This window comes from Mycolicibacterium smegmatis, from assembly GCF_001457595.1.
In the GTDB taxonomy this organism is placed as follows: domain Bacteria; phylum Actinomycetota; class Actinomycetes; order Mycobacteriales; family Mycobacteriaceae; genus Mycobacterium; species Mycobacterium smegmatis.
In genome coordinates this window covers 3575377-3595204 of sequence record NZ_LN831039.1, presented here as the reverse complement: position 1 = coordinate 3595204, position 19828 = coordinate 3575377, and the positions used below count along the sequence as shown (strand labels likewise).

20 protein-coding genes are annotated in these 19828 nt (G+C 66.9%); 10 read left to right on the top strand and 10 right to left on the bottom strand.

Annotation, left to right across the window (positions count from 1 at the left end; translation table 11 throughout):
• The first annotated feature begins 30 nt into the window (after positions 1-30).
• Both AT701_RS17315 and AT701_RS17310 read left to right on the top strand, forming a co-directional pair.
• Positions 31-1047 (top strand): alcohol dehydrogenase catalytic domain-containing protein, encoded by a 1017-nt coding sequence (locus AT701_RS17315; protein WP_011729088.1) that lies wholly within the window; start codon positions 31-33, stop codon positions 1045-1047.
• Positions 1048-1130: 83 nt separating this feature from the next.
• Positions 1131-2075, top strand: coding sequence for an extracellular catalytic domain type 1 short-chain-length polyhydroxyalkanoate depolymerase (locus AT701_RS17310; protein WP_014877708.1), 945 nt, complete (start codon positions 1131-1133; stop codon positions 2073-2075).
• Between the two features lie 5 nt (positions 2076-2080).
• On the opposite strand, the gene AT701_RS17305 is transcribed toward AT701_RS17310, so the two are convergent.
• The 3 genes from AT701_RS17305 to furA2 all read right to left on the bottom strand — a co-directional run bounded on the left by AT701_RS17305 (position 2081) and on the right by furA2 (position 5638).
• Entirely contained in the window at positions 2081-2746 is a 666-nt protein-coding gene (locus AT701_RS17305; RefSeq protein ID WP_036453224.1) for a nitroreductase, read from the bottom strand.
• A gap of 165 nt (positions 2747-2911) precedes the next feature.
• Positions 2912-5158, bottom strand: coding sequence for a catalase/peroxidase HPI (katG, locus tag AT701_RS17300; RefSeq protein WP_003894904.1), 2247 nt, complete (start codon positions 5156-5158; stop codon positions 2912-2914).
• A gap of 39 nt (positions 5159-5197) precedes the next feature.
• A complete protein-coding gene (gene furA2 / locus AT701_RS17295) occupies positions 5198-5638 on the bottom strand; it encodes a fur family transcriptional regulator FurA2 (protein ID WP_011729085.1) in 441 nt (146 codons plus the stop codon).
• A 353-nt stretch (positions 5639-5991) separates the two neighbouring features.
• Between furA2 and AT701_RS17290 the strand changes: the two genes are divergently transcribed.
• From AT701_RS17290 to AT701_RS17275, 4 genes are all read left to right on the top strand, one after another.
• Positions 5992-7575 carry a threonine/serine exporter family protein gene (locus AT701_RS17290; protein ID WP_014877707.1) on the top strand — a complete coding sequence of 528 codons (1584 nt, stop codon included), beginning with the start codon at positions 5992-5994 and terminating at the stop codon, positions 7573-7575.
• A gap of 103 nt (positions 7576-7678) precedes the next feature.
• Positions 7679-8515 carry a thioesterase family protein gene (locus tag AT701_RS17285; RefSeq protein WP_003894901.1) on the top strand — a complete coding sequence of 279 codons (837 nt, stop codon included), beginning with the start codon at positions 7679-7681 and terminating at the stop codon, positions 8513-8515.
• A 48-nt stretch (positions 8516-8563) separates the two neighbouring features.
• A complete protein-coding gene (locus tag AT701_RS17280; protein ID WP_014877706.1) occupies positions 8564-9943 on the top strand; it encodes an NAD(P)/FAD-dependent oxidoreductase in 1380 nt (459 codons plus the stop codon).
• Positions 9944-10076: 133 nt separating this feature from the next.
• Positions 10077-10520, top strand: a complete 444-nt coding sequence (locus tag AT701_RS17275) for a styrene oxide isomerase (RefSeq protein WP_058126284.1) — start codon at positions 10077-10079, stop codon at positions 10518-10520.
• Positions 10521-10525: 5 nt separating this feature from the next.
• Here the strand turns inward: AT701_RS17275 and AT701_RS17270 are convergent, their stop codons facing one another.
• From AT701_RS17270 to AT701_RS17255, 3 genes are all read right to left on the bottom strand, one after another.
• Positions 10526-10891 carry an Hsp15 family ribosome-associated heat shock protein gene (locus tag AT701_RS17270; protein WP_029104536.1) on the bottom strand — a complete coding sequence of 122 codons (366 nt, stop codon included), beginning with the start codon at positions 10889-10891 and terminating at the stop codon, positions 10526-10528.
• 152 nt (positions 10892-11043) lie between these two features.
• Positions 11044-11286, bottom strand: coding sequence for a hypothetical protein (locus AT701_RS17260; protein WP_029104535.1), 243 nt, complete (start codon positions 11284-11286; stop codon positions 11044-11046).
• Between the two features lie 168 nt (positions 11287-11454).
• Positions 11455-12033 carry a TetR/AcrR family transcriptional regulator gene (locus tag AT701_RS17255; protein ID WP_003894896.1) on the bottom strand — a complete coding sequence of 193 codons (579 nt, stop codon included), beginning with the start codon at positions 12031-12033 and terminating at the stop codon, positions 11455-11457.
• A 94-nt stretch (positions 12034-12127) separates the two neighbouring features.
• Here AT701_RS17255 and AT701_RS17250 point away from each other — a divergent pair, with 94 nt between their 5' ends.
• Positions 12128-12979: an SDR family oxidoreductase gene (locus AT701_RS17250; protein WP_011729080.1), complete on the top strand. Its 852-nt coding sequence runs from the start codon at positions 12128-12130 to the stop codon at positions 12977-12979.
• A gap of 22 nt (positions 12980-13001) precedes the next feature.
• Here the strand turns inward: AT701_RS17250 and AT701_RS17245 are convergent, their stop codons facing one another.
• Positions 13002-13697 carry a haloacid dehalogenase type II gene (locus tag AT701_RS17245; protein WP_011729079.1) on the bottom strand — a complete coding sequence of 232 codons (696 nt, stop codon included), beginning with the start codon at positions 13695-13697 and terminating at the stop codon, positions 13002-13004.
• Positions 13698-13806: 109 nt separating this feature from the next.
• Here AT701_RS17245 and AT701_RS17240 point away from each other — a divergent pair, with 109 nt between their 5' ends.
• Together AT701_RS17240 and AT701_RS17235 are read left to right on the top strand one after the other, a co-directional pair.
• Positions 13807-14454 carry a dihydrofolate reductase family protein gene (locus AT701_RS17240; protein ID WP_011729078.1) on the top strand — a complete coding sequence of 216 codons (648 nt, stop codon included), beginning with the start codon at positions 13807-13809 and terminating at the stop codon, positions 14452-14454.
• 234 nt (positions 14455-14688) lie between these two features.
• Positions 14689-15840, top strand: a complete 1152-nt coding sequence (locus AT701_RS17235; RefSeq protein WP_223496145.1) for a GAF domain-containing sensor histidine kinase — start codon at positions 14689-14691, stop codon at positions 15838-15840.
• Positions 15841-15844: 4 nt separating this feature from the next.
• Here AT701_RS17235 and AT701_RS17230 read toward each other — a convergent pair whose 3' ends face one another.
• Together AT701_RS17230 and AT701_RS17220 are read right to left on the bottom strand one after the other, a co-directional pair.
• Positions 15845-16489: a response regulator gene (locus AT701_RS17230; protein WP_011729076.1), complete on the bottom strand. Its 645-nt coding sequence runs from the start codon at positions 16487-16489 to the stop codon at positions 15845-15847.
• A 531-nt stretch (positions 16490-17020) separates the two neighbouring features.
• Positions 17021-18034 (bottom strand): LLM class flavin-dependent oxidoreductase, encoded by a 1014-nt coding sequence (locus AT701_RS17220; protein WP_011729074.1) that lies wholly within the window; start codon positions 18032-18034, stop codon positions 17021-17023.
• Between the two features lie 105 nt (positions 18035-18139).
• Here AT701_RS17220 and AT701_RS17215 point away from each other — a divergent pair, with 105 nt between their 5' ends.
• Positions 18140-19639, top strand: coding sequence for a GMC family oxidoreductase (locus tag AT701_RS17215; protein ID WP_011729073.1), 1500 nt, complete (start codon positions 18140-18142; stop codon positions 19637-19639).
• Positions 19640-19660: 21 nt separating this feature from the next.
• Here AT701_RS17215 and AT701_RS35270 read toward each other — a convergent pair whose 3' ends face one another.
• Entirely contained in the window at positions 19661-19819 is a 159-nt protein-coding gene (locus tag AT701_RS35270; RefSeq protein ID WP_011729072.1) for a hypothetical protein, read from the bottom strand.
• Between the last annotated feature and the right edge of the window lie 9 nt (positions 19820-19828).

Sequence of the window (19828 nt, the reverse complement as noted above, 5' to 3'; positions counted from 1 at the left end):
AACCGTGGCCCCGGAGTGTTGAATCACCCCATGCCCACTCATCGAGCAGTACACGTGAAATCCACCGGTGGAACGCTGGAACTCACCGATGTCGAGACCCCGCCTCCCGACCGGGGCCAGGTCCGCATCGACGTCGCGGCATGCGGGGTCTGCGGCACCGACAGGGGAATCGTCAACGGCGTCTTCCCGGTCGCCTCGTGGCCTGTCACCCCCGGACACGAGATCGCGGGCACCGTGGCCGAAATCGGGCCCGGCGTCGAGGATTTCGCGGTCGGTGACCGTGTCGCCATCGGCTGGTTCGGCGGCCACTGCGGCACCTGCGTGCCCTGTCGCAAGGGGCTCTTCATCCACTGTGTCAACGGACAGGTGCCCAGCCTGAGCTATCCGGGTGGATATGCCGAGTCGGTGACCGCGCCCGCCAACGCGCTGGCCCGCATCCCCGACGAGTTGAGCTTCGTCGAGGCCGCCCCGATGGGGTGCGCAGGGGTCACCACCTACAACGCGCTGCGCCACACGCGCGCCGTCGCCGGTGACGTCGTGGCGATCATCGGGCTCGGCGGGCTCGGGCACCTCGGTGTGCAGTTCGCTGCCGCAATGGGATTCGACACCGTCGTGATCGCTCGCGGTCGCGGCGACCGCGAGCAGGACGCCCGCGCGCTCGGTGCGCGGCACTACATCGACTCGACGAGCGAGGACGTCGCGGCCGCACTGCAGGACCTCGGCGGCGCAGCGGTGGTACTCGGCACCGCGGGCAACTCGCAGGCCATGGCCGACACGATCGGCGGGCTCGCACCGCGCGGCGAACTCGTCGCGGTGGGGGTCAGCGCCGAACCCCTGGGGGTCAGTCCCGCGCAGTTGATCCAGCCCGCGGTGAGCATCTCGGGACATCCGTCAGGAACCGCACGCGAGGTCGAGGAGACCATGCACTTCGCGGTGGTGGCCGGTGTCCGTGCCCGCGTCGAGGAACGCCCGCTCGACGATGCCGCCGAGGCGTACGGCGCGATGGCCGACGGTCGGGCCCGCTACCGGTTCGTGCTGACCACCTGAGCGTCTGGGCGAATCTCGACCAATCGCCCAACCGAACCGGGTAGCGTCGGTTTCTCGTTTGCTGGTCTATTCGTGGGGGAGCGATGGCTCAAACGTCGACGGCGCGAATTGCTCGTGCGGTGACGAGTTCTCTGCTCGGTGCGGCGATGATGCTCGGCTGTGCGGCCCCGTGGGCACACGCAGGCCCGCTGGGGCCCATACCGGCAGCTCAGATCGATGTCGGTGGGATGCTGCGGACCTATCAGTTGCACCTGCCGCCCGGGATGGACAAGCCGTCGGGCCTGGTGGTCAATCTGCACGCGGCGGGACTCACGGGCGCCGACCAGGCGGCGCTCACACACTACGACTCGGTCGCTGACGCGCACGGGTTCGCCGTGGTGTACCCCGACGGGATCGACCGCAGTTGGGCCGACGGTCGCGGCGCGTCGGTGCCCGATCGTGAGGGCGTCGACGACGTCGGGTTCATCACCACGCTGGTCGACCGGCTCGTCACCGACTTCGGCATACCCCGCGACCGGGTGTATGCGACGGGCCTGTCGGCCGGGGCCTTCATGGCGAACCGGTTGGCGTGCGAGCGCGCCGATCTGTTCGCGGCGATCGCACCGGTCGCGGGAACCCTCGGTTCGAATGTGGGATGCAGCCCGTCACAACCCGTTTCCGTGCTGGCGATGTACGGCACCGCCGATCCGATCGTGCCGTTCGGCGGGGGAGTGATGAACGGACGCGGCGGCACCAGTACGGTGCTCTCGGCCACCGAACTCGTTGACCGCTGGCGCGGTCTCGACGGCTGCGCGGATGATCCGGCGCCGGAGACACTTCCGGCCGTCGGCGACGGTACGTCGACCGAGCGGCTGACGTACGCGCCGTGCGCCGCGGGCACCGCGGTGGTCTTCATGCGCGTCGACAACGGCGGACACACGTGGCCCGGCGCGCCGGAGGTGCTACCTGCACAACAGGTCGGCCTGGCGATCCGTGGATTCGACGCGTCGGTGCTGTCGATGGACTTCTTCGAGGCGCACGGGCGGTAGCCGGGTCACTGGACGAACGTGACCGTTTCCTTTAGCGGGGCGCGGCCCGTGCGGACATAGTCCACCGAGGGATCCTCGTAGCCGATCGACATGCCGCAGAACAGCATGAGCCGAGGTGGGGGAGACACGGCCTCGGCGACCGTCGTGCGGACCTGTGACCAGGCCATCTGCGGGCAACTGTGCAGCCCCTCGGCGCGCAGCAGCAGCATCACGGTCTGCAGGTACATGCCCAGATCGGCCCACTGGGCCGGGCCGAGTCCACGGTCGATGTAACAGAACAGGGCGGCAGGTGCGCCGAAGCAATCCCAGTTGGCGATCGCGGCGCGCTGCCGGGCCTCCCAGTCGTCGCGTGCGATGCCGAGCGCGCTGTAACGCTCCTTTCCGAACGCCGCTCGGCGGTCGGCATACGGCGAGGTCATGGTGGCCGGGTACATGTCGTACTCACGCTCGTCCCACGGCACGCCCATGGCCACGCGCTCGGTGGCGCGCTTCTTGAGGGCGGCCAACGCGTCGCCGGTCACGACGTAGATGTTCCAGGGTTGCGTATTCGAACTCGACGGTGACCAGGCCGCGGCGCTGAGCACCCGCTCCAGCACCGCCTTCGGCACGGGGCGATCGGTGAAACCGCGCACCGCCCGCCTGCTGATGACTGCTTCATAGACGTCCGACATTTTCCCGGCCTTCCGATTTCCTTCTCTACTTCCAGGGTGACTCTCAGACGTCTGGAACGGACCCTCAAAACCTCGTGGTCCCGACTCACCAATGAGCACCGACGCACAGCGAGGCCCGCGGGTATCCCGCGGGCCTCGCCGTATGGAGCGTGACCAGTTCTCGGTTTACTTGAGGTCGAACCGGTCGTTGTTCATGACCTTGACCCAGGCCTTGACGAAGTCGTTGACGAACCGTTCGCCGTTGTCGGACTGGGCATAAACCTCGGCCACGGCACGCAGCACCGAATGTGACCCGAACACAAGGTCATTCGCGGTCGCGGTCCACTTCAACTGTCCGGTCTTGCGATCGACTCCCTCGTAGACGTTCTCCGTCGTCTCCGAGGTCTTCCACTCGGTGCCCATGTCGAGCAGGTTGACGAAGAAGTCGTTGGTCAAAGCGCCCGGCCGGTCGGTGAACACACCGTGTTTGGTGCCGCCGTGGTTGACGTCCAGCGCGCGCAACCCGCCGACCAGAGCCGTCAGCTGCGGTGCGGTCACGCCCAGGAAGTACGCCCGTTCGAGCAGCATCTTCTCCAGCTGGACCTTCTCACCCGGGCGGACGTAGTTGCGGAACCCGTCGGCCCGCGGCTCGAGCACCGCGAAGGACTCCACGTCGGTGTTCTCCTGGCTCGCGTCCGTGCGTCCCGGTGCGAACGGCACCGTGACGTTGTAGCCACCGTCCTTGGCGGCCTTCTCGATCGCCGCCGAACCGGCCAGCACGATCAGGTCGGCCAACGAGATCTTCTTGCCGCCGGATGCCGAGGCGTTGAAGTCCTGCTGGATCCGCTCGAGCACCGGCAGCACCGTGGCCAGTTCGGCCGGTTCGTTGACGTCCCAGTTCTTCTGCGGTTCCAGACGCACCCGGGCCCCGTTGGCGCCGCCGCGCTTGTCGGTGTTGCGGTAGCTCGCCGCCGACGCCCACGCAGTCTTGATCAGTTGTCCCGTCGACAGCCCGGAATCGAGCACCGTGGACTTCAGCGCGGCGATGTCCTGGTCGTCGACCAGCGGATGATCGACCGCCGGGACCGGGTCCTGCCACAGCTGCGGTTCGGCGACCCAGGGCCCCAGATACCGCGAGATCGGTCCCATGTCGCGGTGCAGCAGCTTGTACCAGGCCTTCGCGAAGGCCTCCGAGAGCTCCTCGGGATGGTCGAGCCACCGGCGCGTGATCTTCCCGTAGATCGGGTCCACGCGCATCGAGATGTCGGTGACCAGCATGGTCGGGTTGCGTCCTGGCCCGCCGAACGGATCCGGGATGGTGCCCGCGCCTGCCCCGTCCTTCGCGGTGAACTGCCAGGCGCCGGCCGGGCTCTTGGTCAGCTCCCACTCGTAGCCGTAGAGGATCTCCAGGAAGCTGTTGTCCCACTTGGTCGGTGTGTTGGTCCACACGACCTCCAGCCCGCTGGTGATGGTGTCGGGACCCTTGCCCGTGCCGTAGGAACTCTTCCAGCCGAGACCCTGCTGCTCGATCGGTGCGGCCTCGGGCTCGGGACCGACGAGGCTGGCATCGCCGGCGCCGTGGGTCTTGCCGAACGTGTGCCCGCCGACGATCAGCGCCGCGGTCTCCTCGTCGTTCATCGCCATGCGGCCGAACGTCTCGCGGATGTCGTGTGCCGCGGCGAGCGGGTCGGGTTGACCCTCCGGGCCTTCGGGGTTGACGTAGATCAGGCCCATCGTGGTCGCACCGTACGGTTCGGCGAGTTGGCGCTGCTCGCCGCCGCCGTACCGCTTGTCGGTGCCCAGCCATTCGTCTTCCTCGCCGAACAGGATCTCCTCTGGCTCCCAGATGTCCTCGCGGCCGAAGCCGAAGCCAAACGTCTTGAAGCCCATGGATTCCAAAGCCACGTTGCCGGTGAACACCAGCAGATCGGCCCAGGAGATCTTGTTGCCGTACTTCTGCTTGATGGGCCACAACAGTCTTCTGGCCTTGTCCAGGCTGACGTTGTCGGGCCACGAGTTGATCGGTGCGAACCGTTGGGCGCCCTGCCCGCCGCCCCCGCGGCCGTCATGGATGCGGTAGGTGCCTGCCGAGTGCCAGCTCATACGGATGAACAGGCCGCCGTAGTGCCCGTAGTCGGCGGGCCACCAGTCCTGGGACTGCGTCATCAGCGCCGTGAGGTCGGCCTTGAGCGCGTTCACGTCGAGCTTGGCGAATTCCTCGGCGTAGTCGAAGTCTTCGCCCAGCGGGTTGCCCTGCGGGGGATGCGGATGCAGGCGTGATACGTCGATCTGGTTGGGCCACCAGTCCTGGTTGCGAAGCGGAGCGCCCGATTTCGGCTTCGGGGAAGGGATCGCGGGGTTTTCGCTCTCGCTCGTGCTCGCGGTCTTCGTATCCGGGTTGGGTGGGCGGCTGTCAGATGTATCGGATGACACAGCGAAATCCTTCCGGGTGGTTGGTGATGTGGGCTGTGATCAAGGGCCGTCCACCGAGCATTCCCGGCACCGGCCCCAATAGATGACCTCGGCTTCGTCGAGCAGAAAGCCATCCAGAGCGTGGTCGTCGTTCGAAGGCGTCAAACACGGCGCCTCACCGACCGCACAGTCGACATCGGCGATGGACCCGCAGTTGCGGCAGACGACGTGGTGATGGTTGTCGCCGACCCGTGCCTCATAGCGCGCGGTCGCACCGGACGGCTGAATGCGCCGGACCAGGTTCGCCGCTGTGAGAGCATGCAGCACGTCGTACACCGCCTGCCGGGAAACGGTTGGCAGAGAACCACGTACCACCGAGTAGATCGTCTCGGTGTCGGCATGTGGATTCGCGTGTACCGCCTCCATGACAGCGATCCGCGGGCGGGTGACCCGAAGGTCCGTCATCCGCAGTTGGGCTTCGAACTCCGCCCGAGAGGGCATGCCGCCCACCTTGCTCGCCCGATTGGACGCAGTCAAGTCTTTCTCGAATTCGGTATGTCGGTGCATGTCTCGCTCCGATCTGGGAGCTCGGATGGGAGGCGCAAGAGCGAGCCGCGTTCGGCCATTGTCGGCCGACCGCTTCTGCGCGCAGGCTTGCTGCGGCGGTTACCCCGATGTGCCCGACGCTATACCTCCAGCCGAAGAAATTTCTTGCAATGGTTGTTTTCCAACGGGTTTCGGGGTGCTGAGCCGTCGCTGCCACGGATCGCGGGGGAATCGGGGGCGTCAGGCAGGCCGTGTCGGTTCGCGGTGATCGGCCGGTTTGCGGTGCTTCGTCAGTATCGTGCTTGGCGATGGCGCAAGATGGATCTGAAGGAGCGGCGCGCCTGCGCCGTGGGTTGCGGCGGGTTGCGATGCGTGGCCATCGCGACCCGGCCCCGGTTGCGGGGCAGCGCAGCCGGGCCTCGGCCGGCATGGGGGACCTGCACACCCGCAAGGTCCTCGATCTGGTCATCCGGCTCGCCGAGGTGATGCTGTCCTCGGGTTCGGGTACCGCAGACGTGGTCGCGACCGCGCAGGACGTGGCCCAGGCCTATCGCCTCACAGACTGCGTCGTCGACATCACCTTCACCACGATCATCGTCTCCGCGCCGCCCACTGCGGACAGTCCGCCTCTGACGATCATGCGTGCGGTGCGGACCAGATCGACCGATTACACGCGGCTGGCCGAACTCGACGCCCTGATCAGAGACATCACCTCCGGTGGTGTCTCGGTCGACCAGGCGCATGCGGCCATGGATGTGGTGACCGAGCGCCCGCACCCCTATCCGCGGTGGCTGTCGACGGCCGGATGGGCCGGTTTCGCGCTCGGTATCGCGATGCTGCTCGGCGGCAGTTGGCTGACGTGTCTGGTCGCCGCGCTCACATCGGCCGCTATCGACCGGACCGGCCGGGTGCTCAACCGGATCGGCACACCGTTCTTTTTTCAGAACGTCGTGGGGGCTGCGATCGCGACGCTGGTCGCGGTCGCGGCGTACCTGGTGACCGGAGAGGGACTGACTGCTCTCGTCGCCACCGGCATCGTCATGTTGCTGTCGGGCCTGACGCTGGTCGGTTCGGTGCAGGACGCGATCACCGGCCACATGATCACCGCGGTCGCCCGGCTCAGTGAGGCGCTGTTCATGACCGCGGGCATCGTCGTCGGCATTCTCGCCGGACTGCAGATCGCCACGGTCGCGGGTGTGACGATCCAGTTGAACGTCGACGCGACGCAGGCGTTCGTGACGCCCTACCGTCCGGGCCCCATCGTGCTCGCGGTGATCGGGGCGGCGTTTGCGAGCGTGTGCCTGACCATCGCGAGTTACGCGCCGTGGCGAACGTTGCTGCCGGCCGGGCTGGCGGCCGGATTCGCCGAGGTGGTGCTGATCGGGCTCGGATGGGCCGGTTTCGGGCAGGTCGTCGCCACCGGTGTCGCTGCGGTCGGTGTGGGTCTGTTCGCGACGCTGTTGTCGATCCGGCGCCAGGCCCCGGCTCTGGTGACCTCCACGGCGGGCATCACACCGATGCTCCCCGGTATGGCGGTGTTCCGCGCGGTGTACTTCTTCGCGGTCGAGGACCGGTTCGGTGACGGTCTGGCCCAACTGCTGGCCGCCGGTGCGACCGCACTCGCGCTGGGCGCCGGCGTCGTGCTCGGTGAGTTCATCGGCTCACCGCTGCGCTACCGCGCCGGGCGGGTCGGTGACTTCTTCCGGATCGAAGGACCACCGGGGCTGCGTCGCGCGGTGGGACGCGTCGTGCGACTGCGTCCCGCCGAGGACGCTCCGATCACCGGCCCGTTGCGGCGACCCATCGAGAGCGTCGCGCTGGAACCCGAACCGACGCCGAGTACGACCGGGGACGAATCCGAGGACACGCCGCGCCAGGACGGCGGCGGCTGAGGCACGCACACCCATACCGTCATCGCAACGGTAGCTGTATTGGTAATACACTCGGTGTCCGGTTCGCCGGACAGGGCCCGGCGACGCGGACGAGAGGGTTCCGGTGGACCGCAACGGGTTGACGCCGTACTTCATGCGCCGGGACGACGGGTTCGTCCCCAACGAGATCGCGCACGGTGGCTGGGGGCCGACGCTGGGTGGGCATGTCGTCGGCGGCCTGCTCGCCCGCGCCATCGAGCGGCATGTCGATGATGCTGAACTGCAGCCGGCACGACTGACCGTCGAGATCCTGCGGCGCGTGGCGAGCGCGCCGGTACGGGTCAGTGCCTCGGTGGTCCGGTCCGGATCCCGGATGAAGGCGCTCGATGCCGAGATGACCCAGCAGGGCGAGGTGGTGGCGCGGGCCTCGGCGCTGTACCTGCGCCGAGGGGTCCAACCGGGCGGCCGGTTCTGGAGCACGCCGGTCGATTTGCCGCCGATACCGCGCGAGCCCGAGCGGTTCGACGACACGGTGCCGATGTTCATCACGCCCTACGGAGCGCCGCCGGGAAGCATCGACTCGCCGTTCCCGTGGCAGTACGACGGGCCGCGGTACGCCTGGTTGCGCGAGGTGCGTGACCTCGTCGACGGCGAGGAACTGACGCCGCTGCTGCGGGCCGCACTCGCGGTGGACGTCACGAGCTCACTGACCAACTTCAGCACGGACGGTCTGGCCTTCATCAACGCCGATTACACGCTGACCCTCAGCAGGCTGCCGCGCGGTCTGTACATCGGCATGGCCGCTCTCGTCCATGCCAGCGCCGAAGGCGTCGCCACGGGCACCGCCGCGTTGTTCGACCAGGACGGGCCCATCGGCACCGGAGTGTCCACGGCCGTGGCGAATTTCAACTTCACCCCCAACGTCGAGGTCGACAAGGTCACCGGCGAGAGCCGCATTTGACGATCCGAATGAACCACACCCGTCGCGCCGCACGCTAGCCTCGTAGCGATGAGCAACAACGGTCGCATGAAGGTGCTGGTCATCGGTGGGGGTTTCGGCGGTCTGTTCTGTGCTCGACGGTTGGGCCGCCTCGACGTCGACGTCACCCTGGTCGATCGCGCCGCCGGGCACCTGTTCCAGCCGCTGCTCTACCAGTGCGCCACCGGGACACTCAGCATCGGTCACATCAGCAGGCCGCTGCGCGAGGAACTCGCGAGGTATAGCAACGTCAAACCCCTTCTGGGAGAGGCGATCCGACTTGATCCGGACCAGCGCCAGGTGACGTTCCTGCGGCCGGACGAGACATCGTTCGTCCTGGATTACGACGTGCTCGTGGTGGCGGCAGGCATGCGCCAGTCGTACATGGGCAACGAGCGGTTCTCCGAATGGGCACCCGGTATGAAGACCCTCGACGACGCGCTGAGTATCCGCCAGCGTGTGTTCACCGCGTTCGAGATCGCCGAGACCCTTCCGCCCGGGCCGGAGCGCGACGCGTGGTTGACCTTCGCCGTGGCAGGCGGTGGTCCCACCGGTGTCGAACTGGCGGGGCAGATCAGGGAGATGGCCACCAGGACCCTGGCGAACGAGTTCCACAGCATCGAACCCGAGGAGGCCCGCGTACTGCTGTTCGACGGTGGCGACCGCGTGCTGAAGAGTTTCGCGCCCGATCTGGCGGAACGCGCCGCGGAGTCGTTGAGCGCGCTCGGCGTCGAACTGAGGATGGGCGTACACGTCACCGATGTGCGGCGCGACGGCGTGACCGTCACGCCCAAGAACGGCGGCCCGGCCGAGGAATACGCAACCCGCACCGTGCTGTGGACCGCAGGCGTCGAGGCCGTGCCGTTCGCGCGGCACGTCGCCGAGGTGCTCGGGGCGAAGACCGACCGGGCCGGCCGCATCGAGGTGGAACCGGACCTCACCGTCCCCGGGCATCCCGAGGTCTTCGTCGTCGGTGACCTCGTCGGCCGCGACAAGCTGCCCGGGGTCGCCGAGAACGCCATGCAGGGCGGTCTGCACGTAGCGCGCTGCGTCCGCCGCGACCTCGCCGGGAAGCCGCGTCGTCCGTACCGGTACCACGACCTGGGTTCGGCGGCGTACATCCGCCGCGGCGACGCACTGCTGCAGGTTCATCGCGTGCGTGTATCGGGGTTCGCGGGCTGGCTGGCGTGGGGCTTCATCCACATCGCGTTTCTCACCGGTATGCGCAACCGCGTCAGCACCGTCATCACCTGGATGGCGACGATCGCCCGCGCGAGCCGCTACCACCGCGCTTTCATGCTCGGCGATCCGACCAAGATCGAGCAGGAGCGTTACACGTGGTCGCGGTGGGATCAGGAGTCACCGCCGCCCGAGACGTGGCCGCCGCCGGCCGTCGAGCAGGGTCCCTGATCTCTTCGTCTGCGCCCATGTCGCAAATTGTGCGAAAACCGGCGCGAACACGGGATCATCGCGGCTTGGCGCAGTCGCACACTTGCTGGCAGTTGACGGGATCGATCCGTCAGCATCTGGCAAGGAGAACCCGATGGAGACCGCTGATCGCAAACTGATACGGCACGGCGCGTTCCTGTTCCTGATCGGACTGGTCACCGGATTGCAGGAGCGTCGTTTCACCAACATGAGGATGGCGCTGTCCGCGCACCTCGAGGGCGTCATGAACGGTACGTTCCTGATCGCGCTGGGTGCAGTGTGGGGACAGGTGGCGCTGCCGCCTCCGCTCGCCCGCATCGCGCGGTGGACCGCGCTGTACGGCACATACGGCAACTGGCTGTTCACCGCATTGGGTGCGGCGATGGGTACGGCGGCGGCGAATCCGATTCTGTCGCAGGGGCATCGCGGCAAACCGTGGCAGGAGCGACTGGCAGGAACCGGTTTTCGCAGCATCGCCTACGCGATCCTCGTCTCGGTCGTACTCATCGTGATCGGTCTGCGGAACCCGAGGAAATTGGGTGCGGAATGCGGATCGTAGCCGTATCAGATCTGACCGGACCGCCACTTGTCGAGCAGGCGGCGATCGCGTTTGGTCGGCCGTCCGGCACCCCGGTCACGGACCGCGACGGGCACTGTCACCGCCGGCGGTAGGGCTGGACTGCGATCGAGGTAGCAGGTCACGGCGTCGGCCGCGCCGACCCGTTTCTGGATGACGCGCACGACCTCGACGATGCGGGTGCGGTCACCGAGCCTGGCACGTACCTCGTCGCCGGGCGCCACGGTCGTCGACGGCTTCGCCACGCGGTCGTTGACCCGGACATGGCCGCCTCGGCATGCCGCCGCGGCGTCCGGCCGGGTCTTGGTCAGCCGCACCGCCCACAGCCACCGGTCTATGCGTGTCGACTCCATGCAGTCCATGATGACCACCCGGAGAGCCGGGGTGCACGCCAGCGTGCCGATGAGTCATGCCGATGCCGCCGGAAGGACCGTCGACCGTGGTGAATGCCTTGCACGCCTGCTGTTCCGGCGGCATACCGGCCGCGCCGCACAAGGCCGACGGACTAGCTGAACGGAAGGAAGTCTCCGTTGATCCACACGCCCCAGTGGCCGCCCGCCGGTAGCTGTGCCCACACCATCGGATGTCCCTGCCAGGTCTCCGCAGGCTTTTTCGGGGCGTTCGGAGGAACCGGGGGACCGGGTGGCGGAGGTACCGGATCGGCGCTCGCGGTGGCCAGGCCCATTGCTCCGCCGAGGACCACGCCGGCAGCTGCGACGCCGGCCAAAGCCGCCCTGATCAAGATCATGTATGTCACCTCGGTGTTCGGGTCGGACACGTACCCCCAAAGCTTAGCCAATCGAAACGATCGGTGGTGACAGTGCACCGCAGTTCACCGGCGGCGGACTCCGGTGACGGCCGAGCGGGGCATCTCCTCGAAGGTCTCCCGGTCGCGGTGTCATGAGTCCGAAGAGGGTCATGTGTCTGGGCGCGTGTCCTTGGTCAGCGCGTCGATGAAGAGATCGACCAATCGGCGGGCCTGGTCCCGCGTGCCGTGTTGTGCGGCGTAGGCGATGCCACCCATGAAGAGCAGGACGTCGCCTGCAGTGACATCCGTGCGCAGGGTGTGGTCGCGGCGTCCTGCCTCCAGGAGTGTGCCGACCGCTTCGGTGAGCATCGAAAGGCTGTCGGCAAACGGGTCGGCCCCGGAAGCGATGACCGCGTTGAGCGCCTCGGACATACCACTTTTGGCGGTGGCGTAGTCGATGAAGCGCTCCATCCACCTGCGGGTGGCCTCGTCGCCAGGATGCCGTGCGGCGAGGTCGGCGACCGCGTCGCACACTCGCGTGAGCTGATGGCGGTACGCGGCGTCGATGAGGGTCTCGCGGGTGGGGAAGTGGCGGTAGAGTGTGCCTATGCCGACGCCGGCCAGTTTGGCGATGGCGGCCGGGGCGGTGTCCAGTCCCTGCTCGGCGAATGCCTTGGCGGCCACCTCGAGGATGCGGGCCCGATTCTGAAGGGCATCGCTCCTCGTGCGGCGCGTCGGGTTGGCCATGTGCATTCCTCCGCGAGGCTCAAGTTGCTATCCGGAATGTGTTCCACTTAAGGTAAGCGGAACACATTCCGTTAAACCTACGCCAGGGGCATCGATGACCGCACGTTCTGACCAGGCCGTTCGGCACTGGTTCATCACAGGTGCCTCAGGTGGACTGGGGCACCATCTCGCCGAATGCGCCCTGCGGCAAGGCGACCGCGTGACCGCGACCGTCCGGCGCGCCACGGCCCTGGCCGATCTGTGCGACGCCTACGGGGACCGGTTGACCGTCGAGGTCCTCGACCTCGCCGAGCCGCACGACATCGCGCCGGTCATCGAGCGGACACTGCTCGCCGGTCCGGTGGACATCGTGGTGAACAATGCCGGCTACGTGGTCGTCGGCGCCGCCGAGGAAATGACGGTCGAGCAGATCCGCGACCAGATCGACGTTCTCCTGATGGCCCCGATGCTCATCACCCGTGCGTTCTTGAAACCGATGCGTGAGCAGGGCGGCGGCCGGATCATCCAGATCTCCAGCATGGGCGGTCAGGTCGCGGTCCCGACGCACAGTGCCTATCACGCCGCCAAATGGGGTTTGGAGGGATTCACCGAGAGCGTCAGCCGTGAGGTCGCCGAGTTCGGAATCCGCCTCACCCTTGTCGAACCCGGCGGCACCCGCACCGGTTTCGCCTCAGCGATGCAGTACACCGTCGAGTCGGAGCCGTACCGGCAGACTGCGGTCGGCCAGACCCGACGTGTGCTGGAGAACGCCGACGACACCGCTTTCGCCGGTGACCCGGCCAAGATCGCCGCCGTCATCTACGACTCGACCCGCAACCCGGACCCGCCGCTGCGCCTCACGCTCGGCGACGACAGCTACCACGCGATCCGCGTGGGACTCACGGAACGCCTTGCGGCACTTGATGAGAGCAGAGAGCTTTCCGCGTCGGTGGCTTTCACGGACTGAGAAGGCTAAGTCAAAACCGTTGTTAGGCCTTCCCTTCGTCGCCGAGCAGCCTCGCCAGCTCGTGCAGGTCGGCGGCGGAGACGTCCGCCTTGCGGTCGGACCGCTTCGGCGTGGCCGGCCCGTGCTCAAGGGGACGGTCGATGAACGCGGTGCGAAGCCCGGCTGCGCGGGCGCCGGCAAGGTCGGACGGATGCGCGGCCACCAGCATCACCTCCGAGGGATCGACGTCGAGAAGGTGTGCCGCGGTCAGATACGTCTCGGGTGCGGGCTTGTAGGCGTGCGCCAGTTCGGCCGAGAGTATGCAGTCGAACCGCAGGTCGCCGTGACGGGCGAGATCCACGACCAGCCTCACGTGCCCATTGGACAACGGTGCGATGAGGAAATTGCTGCGCAACAGTTCTAGCCCGTCCCGGACGTCCGGCCACGGATCGAGCCGGTGCCACGCATGCACAAGAGAAGTCAATTGATCCGGCGACAACGCGATGTCCCGCTCGCTCAGCACGTCCTGAAGCGTCGCCAGGTGAAGCTCGTCGAAGTTCCCCCACGGCCGCAGACCGTCGTTGACCTCGTCGAGGATCGGGCGGTACCGGGCCCGCCACGCATCGGCGAGGTCGTCGGGGTCGCCCACCACACCCGCGGAGCGGAAGGCATCGGCGACGCCCGAGCGCCAGTCGACAAGGGTTCCGAAGACATCGAAAACCAGTGCGCGTAGAGCCATGAATCGACGGTACTCTCCGGACTGTCGGTGCGGCTCTGACGAATCCTGTCGATGAGTTTCGCCGGCTTCGAGGGTCTACAGCGTGTCAGCAACCAATCAGGAGGAACACGTGGCCCAGCTGCTCAAGGTGCAGAACTTCAACGTGTCGCAGGACGGTTTCGGCGCCGCCGACAACCAGTGCTTCGAACGTCCGTTCGGCGACGTCGATCCGAACAGGATGTTCGCGTGGGCGGGGGCCACGGCGAGCTGGCCCAACCGCACCGACTCAGGCGGCAGCCGCGGCCTGGACGACTACTTCACCCGCGATTTCGCGAACAACATCGGCGCGGAGATCATGGGGCGCAACAAGTTCAGTCCGCACCGTGGTCCGTGGGCCGATCACGAGTGGCGAGGCTGGTGGGGTGACGAGCCGCCCTTCCATACCCCGGTATTCGTCTTGACGCATCACCCGCGTCCGTCGTTCACGTTGTCGGATACGACGTTCCATTTCATCGATGCCGACCCGCACACCGCGCTGCGACTCGCGCGGAAGGCCGCGCAGGGCAAAGACGTTCGCCTCGGTGGCGGCGCGAGCACGGTTCGCGAGTTCCTCGACGCCGGCCTGATCGACACGCTCCACGTCGCGGTTTCACCTGCGGTCACCATCGGGTCTGGTTCGAGACTCTGGGAAACACCTGAGGAACTGCTCGATCGGTACCACCTCGAGGTGGTACCGAGTTCCAGTGGCGTCCTGCACCACTTGTTCTGGCGACGCTGAACCGTCCCGAAGGCCGGCGATCACGCGAGTATCGTTGATATCGTGAATGACGATATCAACGGTAACATGCGAGCGAGTCGCAGGTGAGCTATCGATGGCAACAGGTTCTGTTCAGGGGATACCTGGTCGTGTCGTCGGTCATCGGAGGCGTACGGCACCCACGGGGATCCCGGCCGTCGAGCGCGGCAGCGACGCAGGACGCGTGTGGATCCCCGCAAGAGTGGCGCGGTGACGATGGCTGACCGGCGGCGCAACCTTCGCGAGCTGGTCGAGACCCAAGCCGCGCTTCGACGCCTGGCGGTCCTGATCGCGCGGGACACCCCGCCATCGGACGTGTTCACCGCGGTGACCGGGGAGGTCCGCCGGCGCTACGGCGCTGCCACGGCCCGCATGGTGCGCTTTGAGTCCGACGGCACGGCGACGATGGTCGCGAATGTCGGGACCATCGGCCCCCATGTCCGAGTGGGTGGGCCTTGGACCGGTTACCCGGAATGCGGGTTGACGCAGAAGGTGTGGAACACGGGCCGGTCGGCCCGGGTCGACGACTACCGCGAGGTCCCCGGCGGGGAGCCGTACGTGAGCGAAGGGTTGGTCAGCGGGGTCGCGGTCCCGATATACGTCGCAGGCAGGCTATGGGGGTTCATCGCGATCGGTTCGGTGACCGGGCCCCTTCCCGCCGACGTGGAGCGGTGCCTCGCGGAGTTCACCGGCCTGACCGCCACGGCAATCGCCACCGCACAGAGCCGTGCGGAGATCCGTGCGTCACGCACTCGCATCGTCGCGGCCTTCGACAATGCACGTAAGCGACTCGAACGCGACCTTCACGACGGTGCGCAACAACACCTCGTGAGCTTGGCGCTACGCGTCGCGATGCTGTCAGACTGCCCAGGCGTCAGCGACAGCATTCGAAACCAGTTGAAGGAGCTGTCAATCGGTCTCGATACGGTCATCGGCGATCTTCGTGAACTCGCCCGCGGTATCCACCCGGCGATCCTCTCGCAAGCGGGCCTCGAGCCCGCACTGCGTGCGCTGGCCGCCCGCTCGGTGTTACCGGTCGAGCTCCGGTTGGGTGTCCCGGACCGGCTGCCGACGTCGATCGAATCGGGAGCGTACTACATTGCGGCGGAGGCGCTGGCCAACGCGACCAAGCACGCGCACGCTACGCGCGTGCGGATCGAGGCCGAACTCGGCGGCGCCATGTTGCACGTCGCGGTCATCGACGACGGGATCGGTGGCGCAGACGTCCGGTCCGGCACGGGGCTGCTGGGTTTGCATGATCGGGCCGAGGCCTTGGGCGGGCGATTGTCGGTCCTGAGTCCGACCGGAGGGGGCACCCACATCCAGTTCGACATCGACTGCGCTGCAACGAATGTGTGCTGCGGCTGAAGAACTATCGGGCTTCCAGATACCGGAGCACAGCGGCCACGCGACGATGGGTGTCCTCGCCGTCGATAAGGTTCAGCTTCGCCAGGATGTTCCCGATATGTTTTTCGACCGTGGTCTCGGCCACGACGAGACGTCGCGCGATGCCGGCATTGGAGAGCCCTTCGGCCATCAGCATGAGAACCTCGTGCTCGCGTCGGGTCAGGGTGTCCAGCGGATCGTTGTGACGTGCTCCCGAGACCAGTTCCTGCACAAAGGTGGAATCGAGGACCGATTCGCCGTCGGCCACTCGGCGGATTGCGTCGAGCAACACACTCTTGCTCGCGACCCGGCTCTTGAGCAGGTAGCCTACCGGACGCCCGCTGCGCAGAAGCTCTTTGGCGTGTTGGGCGTCAATGTGAGCGGACAGCACCAAGATCGCCGTACGCGGGAACTCCTGTTGGATGATCTTGGCCGCGTCGATCCCTTCTGTACTGTGCCGTGGCGGCATCCTGATGTCGACCAGGGCGAGATCCGGGTTCTTGTCGCGCACCGCGGCGAGCAACCCGTCAGCGGTGTCAGCCTGTGCCACCACGTCGAACCCCTCTTGTGCGAGCAGGCTGCACAGCCCTTCGCGCAGGATGATTTCGTCTTCTGCCACGACAACGCGCATCTCAGCCTTCGATTCCCTGTCCACAACCAGCATCACGGCATGTGAAAACCCTCGTTGATAACAATGCCGAGATGTGTTGTGTTAATCCCGGATAGGCGTCTCCGCCGTGAACAGCAAGGCATTTCACAGTTGATCCGGGCGGCGACAGAGCTCAATGGACGACGATGCGCCGACTGAGCCAGTACTTGGCCACCGACAGTGTCACTGCCGCTGAGACCAGCACTGCCATGGCAATCACGTCACACATGGTCAGCGTTTGTCGACCGATTTGCGCGGGCAGCGCCTGCGGACCGCCCAACGGCCGCGGGAACGTGGCCTCCGGGACGGAAGCGGCAACACGAACATGGGAAATCGCAGCCCGGCATGCGTGATCATCCGGCGGGTGGAGAGCGCGCCTGCAGAGAAAAGTAGCGACGTATTCCGTTGCAAGGCATATTGAATGATGTTCACACCGGGAAACGTTGCCGGAATGTGGTCCCCATGTCGCCGGGGACAGCCACCAATCGTCGGTGGTGTCGGCCTTCATCCTGGCTACGTGCTGGCCAGTGGACACACGGTGTGTCTTCGGCCGATGGTCAGTCCCGCGGCGTCGGCGAATGCATGGAGCTCTCGCTCGATGTCGGGACCGGCGGGCTGGTAGACGATTTCGGTGACACCGGCCGCACGGTAGCGCGCGATCAGCTTCGCCACGTGCGCCCCGGTACCGACGAGCATGCCGGGCCGGATGAGGCTGTCGAGGTGCGGCCGATGGCGTCGATCGGGTTGTACGAGGTGTATGGCAAGGTGACGCTCGTCGGCGGGGTAGCTCTCTACGGCCTTGCGCCAGCTGCGTCCGCCCGGAAGCTCGTCAACTGCCGCGGAGCCTCCGAGGAGATAGACCCTGTGATAGTGCAACACCGCCGACGACGCAAGCGTTTCCACCACGCGCGAAGAGGCCAGATCTTCTCCGTCGGAGAGCACGGTGCCGAACACCAACTGGGAGCGTCGATTCGGGACGCCAGGCCCGGTCGGCCGGGGAGGCAGGACCGAGAACACGCCGTCGGCGAGTTCGGTGGCGACGGCCCGTCCCCGTGACCCGTCGGCCGCGATCAGAAGAGGCACTCGGAGCGGGCGAGGCGCACCGAATCCGGGCAGTTGAAGCATGCGGATCCTCGCACCCTCCCACTCGGCGGTCTCCCCGGCGAGAAGCGTCTTCAAGCATCGAACGTAGTCGGCCACGTCGCTCCATCGGATGGGTCGATGGCCCAGCGCAAGCCGCCCCGTGAATCCCGTTCCGACGGCGACCGCCACCCGACCCGGTGCCAGGGTGGCAAGTTCAGCGATGGCAGACGCGTTCACCATCGGGTGGCGCAGGCTCGGTACCAGGACGCCGGGGCCGAGTCCGATGCGCGTGGTGCGTTCGGCGCACCGAGCCAACGTCATCCAGACGTCCGTGATGACGGCGGGCGAGTCGTACAGCCACGCGCGCCGGTATCCGAGGGATTCGGCAAGTGCGACGTGGTTCGGGGTGTCCGACGCGGTGGCGAATGCACACGAGATCTGCATGTCAGACCTTTCGGGAGGTTCTGGAATGTCCGACGGAATGCTTAACGCCCGCGCGACGTTTCCAATGATAACGGATTGACGTTATCAGCGAAAACAGGAGAAAATATGGCATCGGAACCGGGTTACGACTTCGTCATCGTGGGCGCCGGCACCGCGGGATGTGTTCTCGCGGCCCGTCTCAGCGCACAGGAGGACGTCCGGGTGTTGCTCATCGAGGCCGGAAGCGCGACGCTACCGCCTGCGAGCGCGGCGCCGCCGCAGTGGCAGACCCTGCTCGGGAGTTCGGCGGACTGGGGCGGCCCCACCGCGGTCCAGGACACCCTGGGGCGCGCGATACATGTCGCCCGAGGGCGCGGGTTCGGCGGGTCCTCCGCGATCAACGCGATGATGTTCGCGCGGGGTCACCGCGAGAGCTACGACGACTGGCCCGAGGGTTGGCGGTTCGACGACCTGCTGCCGTACTTCATGCGCAGTGAGGCCTCTCGTGGCGGTAACCCGGCACTGCGAGGCAAGAACGGCCCGTTGCGCGTCGGTCCCGCCTCGCCGGTCAACCCACTGCTGGCCGCGGCGCTCGATGCAGCGGTCGAATGCGGCTATGCCGCAGCAGAAGACATCAGCAGCGGCGACGAAACCGGTTTCGGTGCGGCGGATCTGACCATCGACGGACGCAGGCGCCAGACCGCCGCAGACGCGTATCTGGTGCCGGCGATGGACCGCCCCAATCTCGACGTGATCTCCGACGCCGTCGTGCACCGGCTCGTGATCTCCGAGGGCCGCTGCACCGGAGTGGAGTTCCACCGCAGCTCGAGTCCATCATCAACCTGTGTGCGGTCGGTTGGCGAGATTGTGCTGGCGGCCGGCGCGATCGGTTCCGCGCAGCTTTTGATGGTGTCCGGTGTGGGCCCAGAGGCGCACCTTCGCGACGTGGGCGTCGACGTCGTCCATCACCTGCCCGGGGTCGGCGCAAACTTCCAGGACCATCCGCTCAGCGGTGTCATATACACTGCGGCGCAGCCGATTCCGACGCCGGAGCACAACCACGGTGAGGTGATGGGCCTGATCCGCACGGCGTCTGCGGGCGCACCGGATCTGCAGATCCTGATGGTCGATTCGACCGAGGTGACCGGACTGGACATTCCCAACGCGTATCTCTTCGGCGTCTCCGCGATGCAACCGCACAGTCGCGGGCGGGTTCGGCTCACGGGACCGACGGTCAACGCCGCGCCGTTGGTCGATCCGAACTACCTCATTGACGAGCGTGACTGGAAGACGATGCTCGAGGGCTTCCGCATCGCTCGCGAAATCGGCGCCGCGGCCGCGATGGCGCCGTGGTGCGGTGGCGAACTCGCCCCGGGACCCGCGGTGGCAGACGATGAATCGTTGCGACGATTCATCTGCGACTCCCTCAGCTCGTACTACCACTCGTCAGGCACGTGCGCCATGGGAGACTCGGACGAGTCGGTGGTCGACACGGCACTGCGCGTGCACGGTCTCGCGGGTCTGCGTGTGGCGGATGCGTCCGTCATGCCGTCCCTGCCGTCGAACAACCCGATGGCAACGGTTTACGGCATCGCCGAGCGTGCAGCCGATCTGATCGGCGGCTGACACGGCCCGTCGTCGCGGTGGTCAGTCCTCGTCGTCGGATTCGACGAGCTCAGGAGTCACCTCGCGGGTGGCCATGCCACCTTCGCGGCCGTGATCGGTGGGTCCCGGCGGGGGATTGTCGGCGGGGTCGGTCTTGTCGCCCGCGCCCGTTGCCGCGTCGTCTTTCGAATCCTTCGCCATGACCGCCAC

Excerpts from the sequence above, each read along its gene's own strand:
- AT701_RS17215 (WP_011729073.1), top strand. The coding sequence starts at position 18,140 with ATGGCATCGGAACCGGGTTACGACTTCGTCATCGTGGGCGCCGGCACC.
- AT701_RS17305 (WP_036453224.1), bottom strand. The coding sequence starts at position 2,746 with ATGTCGGACGTCTATGAAGCAGTCATCAGCAGGCGGGCGGTGCGCGGT.
- AT701_RS17290 (WP_014877707.1), top strand. The coding sequence starts at position 5,992 with ATGGCGCAAGATGGATCTGAAGGAGCGGCGCGCCTGCGCCGTGGGTTG.
- AT701_RS17235 (WP_223496145.1), top strand. The coding sequence starts at position 14,689 with ATGGCTGACCGGCGGCGCAACCTTCGCGAGCTGGTCGAGACCCAAGCC.
- AT701_RS17255 (WP_003894896.1), bottom strand. The coding sequence starts at position 12,033 with ATGGCCAACCCGACGCGCCGCACGAGGAGCGATGCCCTTCAGAATCGG.
- furA2 (WP_011729085.1), bottom strand. The coding sequence starts at position 5,638 with ATGCCCTCTCGGGCGGAGTTCGAAGCCCAACTGCGGATGACGGACCTT.
- AT701_RS17245 (WP_011729079.1), bottom strand. The coding sequence starts at position 13,697 with ATGGCTCTACGCGCACTGGTTTTCGATGTCTTCGGAACCCTTGTCGAC.
- AT701_RS17280 (WP_014877706.1), top strand. The coding sequence starts at position 8,564 with ATGAGCAACAACGGTCGCATGAAGGTGCTGGTCATCGGTGGGGGTTTC.
- AT701_RS17310 (WP_014877708.1), top strand. The coding sequence starts at position 1,131 with ATGGCTCAAACGTCGACGGCGCGAATTGCTCGTGCGGTGACGAGTTCT.
- AT701_RS17220 (WP_011729074.1), bottom strand. The coding sequence starts at position 18,034 with ATGCAGATCTCGTGTGCATTCGCCACCGCGTCGGACACCCCGAACCAC.
- AT701_RS17250 (WP_011729080.1), top strand. The coding sequence starts at position 12,128 with ATGACCGCACGTTCTGACCAGGCCGTTCGGCACTGGTTCATCACAGGT.
- AT701_RS17315 (WP_011729088.1), top strand. The coding sequence starts at position 31 with ATGCCCACTCATCGAGCAGTACACGTGAAATCCACCGGTGGAACGCTG.
- AT701_RS17275 (WP_058126284.1), top strand. The coding sequence starts at position 10,077 with ATGGAGACCGCTGATCGCAAACTGATACGGCACGGCGCGTTCCTGTTC.
- AT701_RS17230 (WP_011729076.1), bottom strand. The coding sequence starts at position 16,489 with ATGCGCGTTGTCGTGGCAGAAGACGAAATCATCCTGCGCGAAGGGCTG.
- AT701_RS17270 (WP_029104536.1), bottom strand. The coding sequence starts at position 10,891 with ATGGAGTCGACACGCATAGACCGGTGGCTGTGGGCGGTGCGGCTGACC.
- AT701_RS35270 (WP_011729072.1), bottom strand. The coding sequence starts at position 19,819 with ATGGCGAAGGATTCGAAAGACGACGCGGCAACGGGCGCGGGCGACAAG.
- AT701_RS17260 (WP_029104535.1), bottom strand. The coding sequence starts at position 11,286 with ATGATCTTGATCAGGGCGGCTTTGGCCGGCGTCGCAGCTGCCGGCGTG.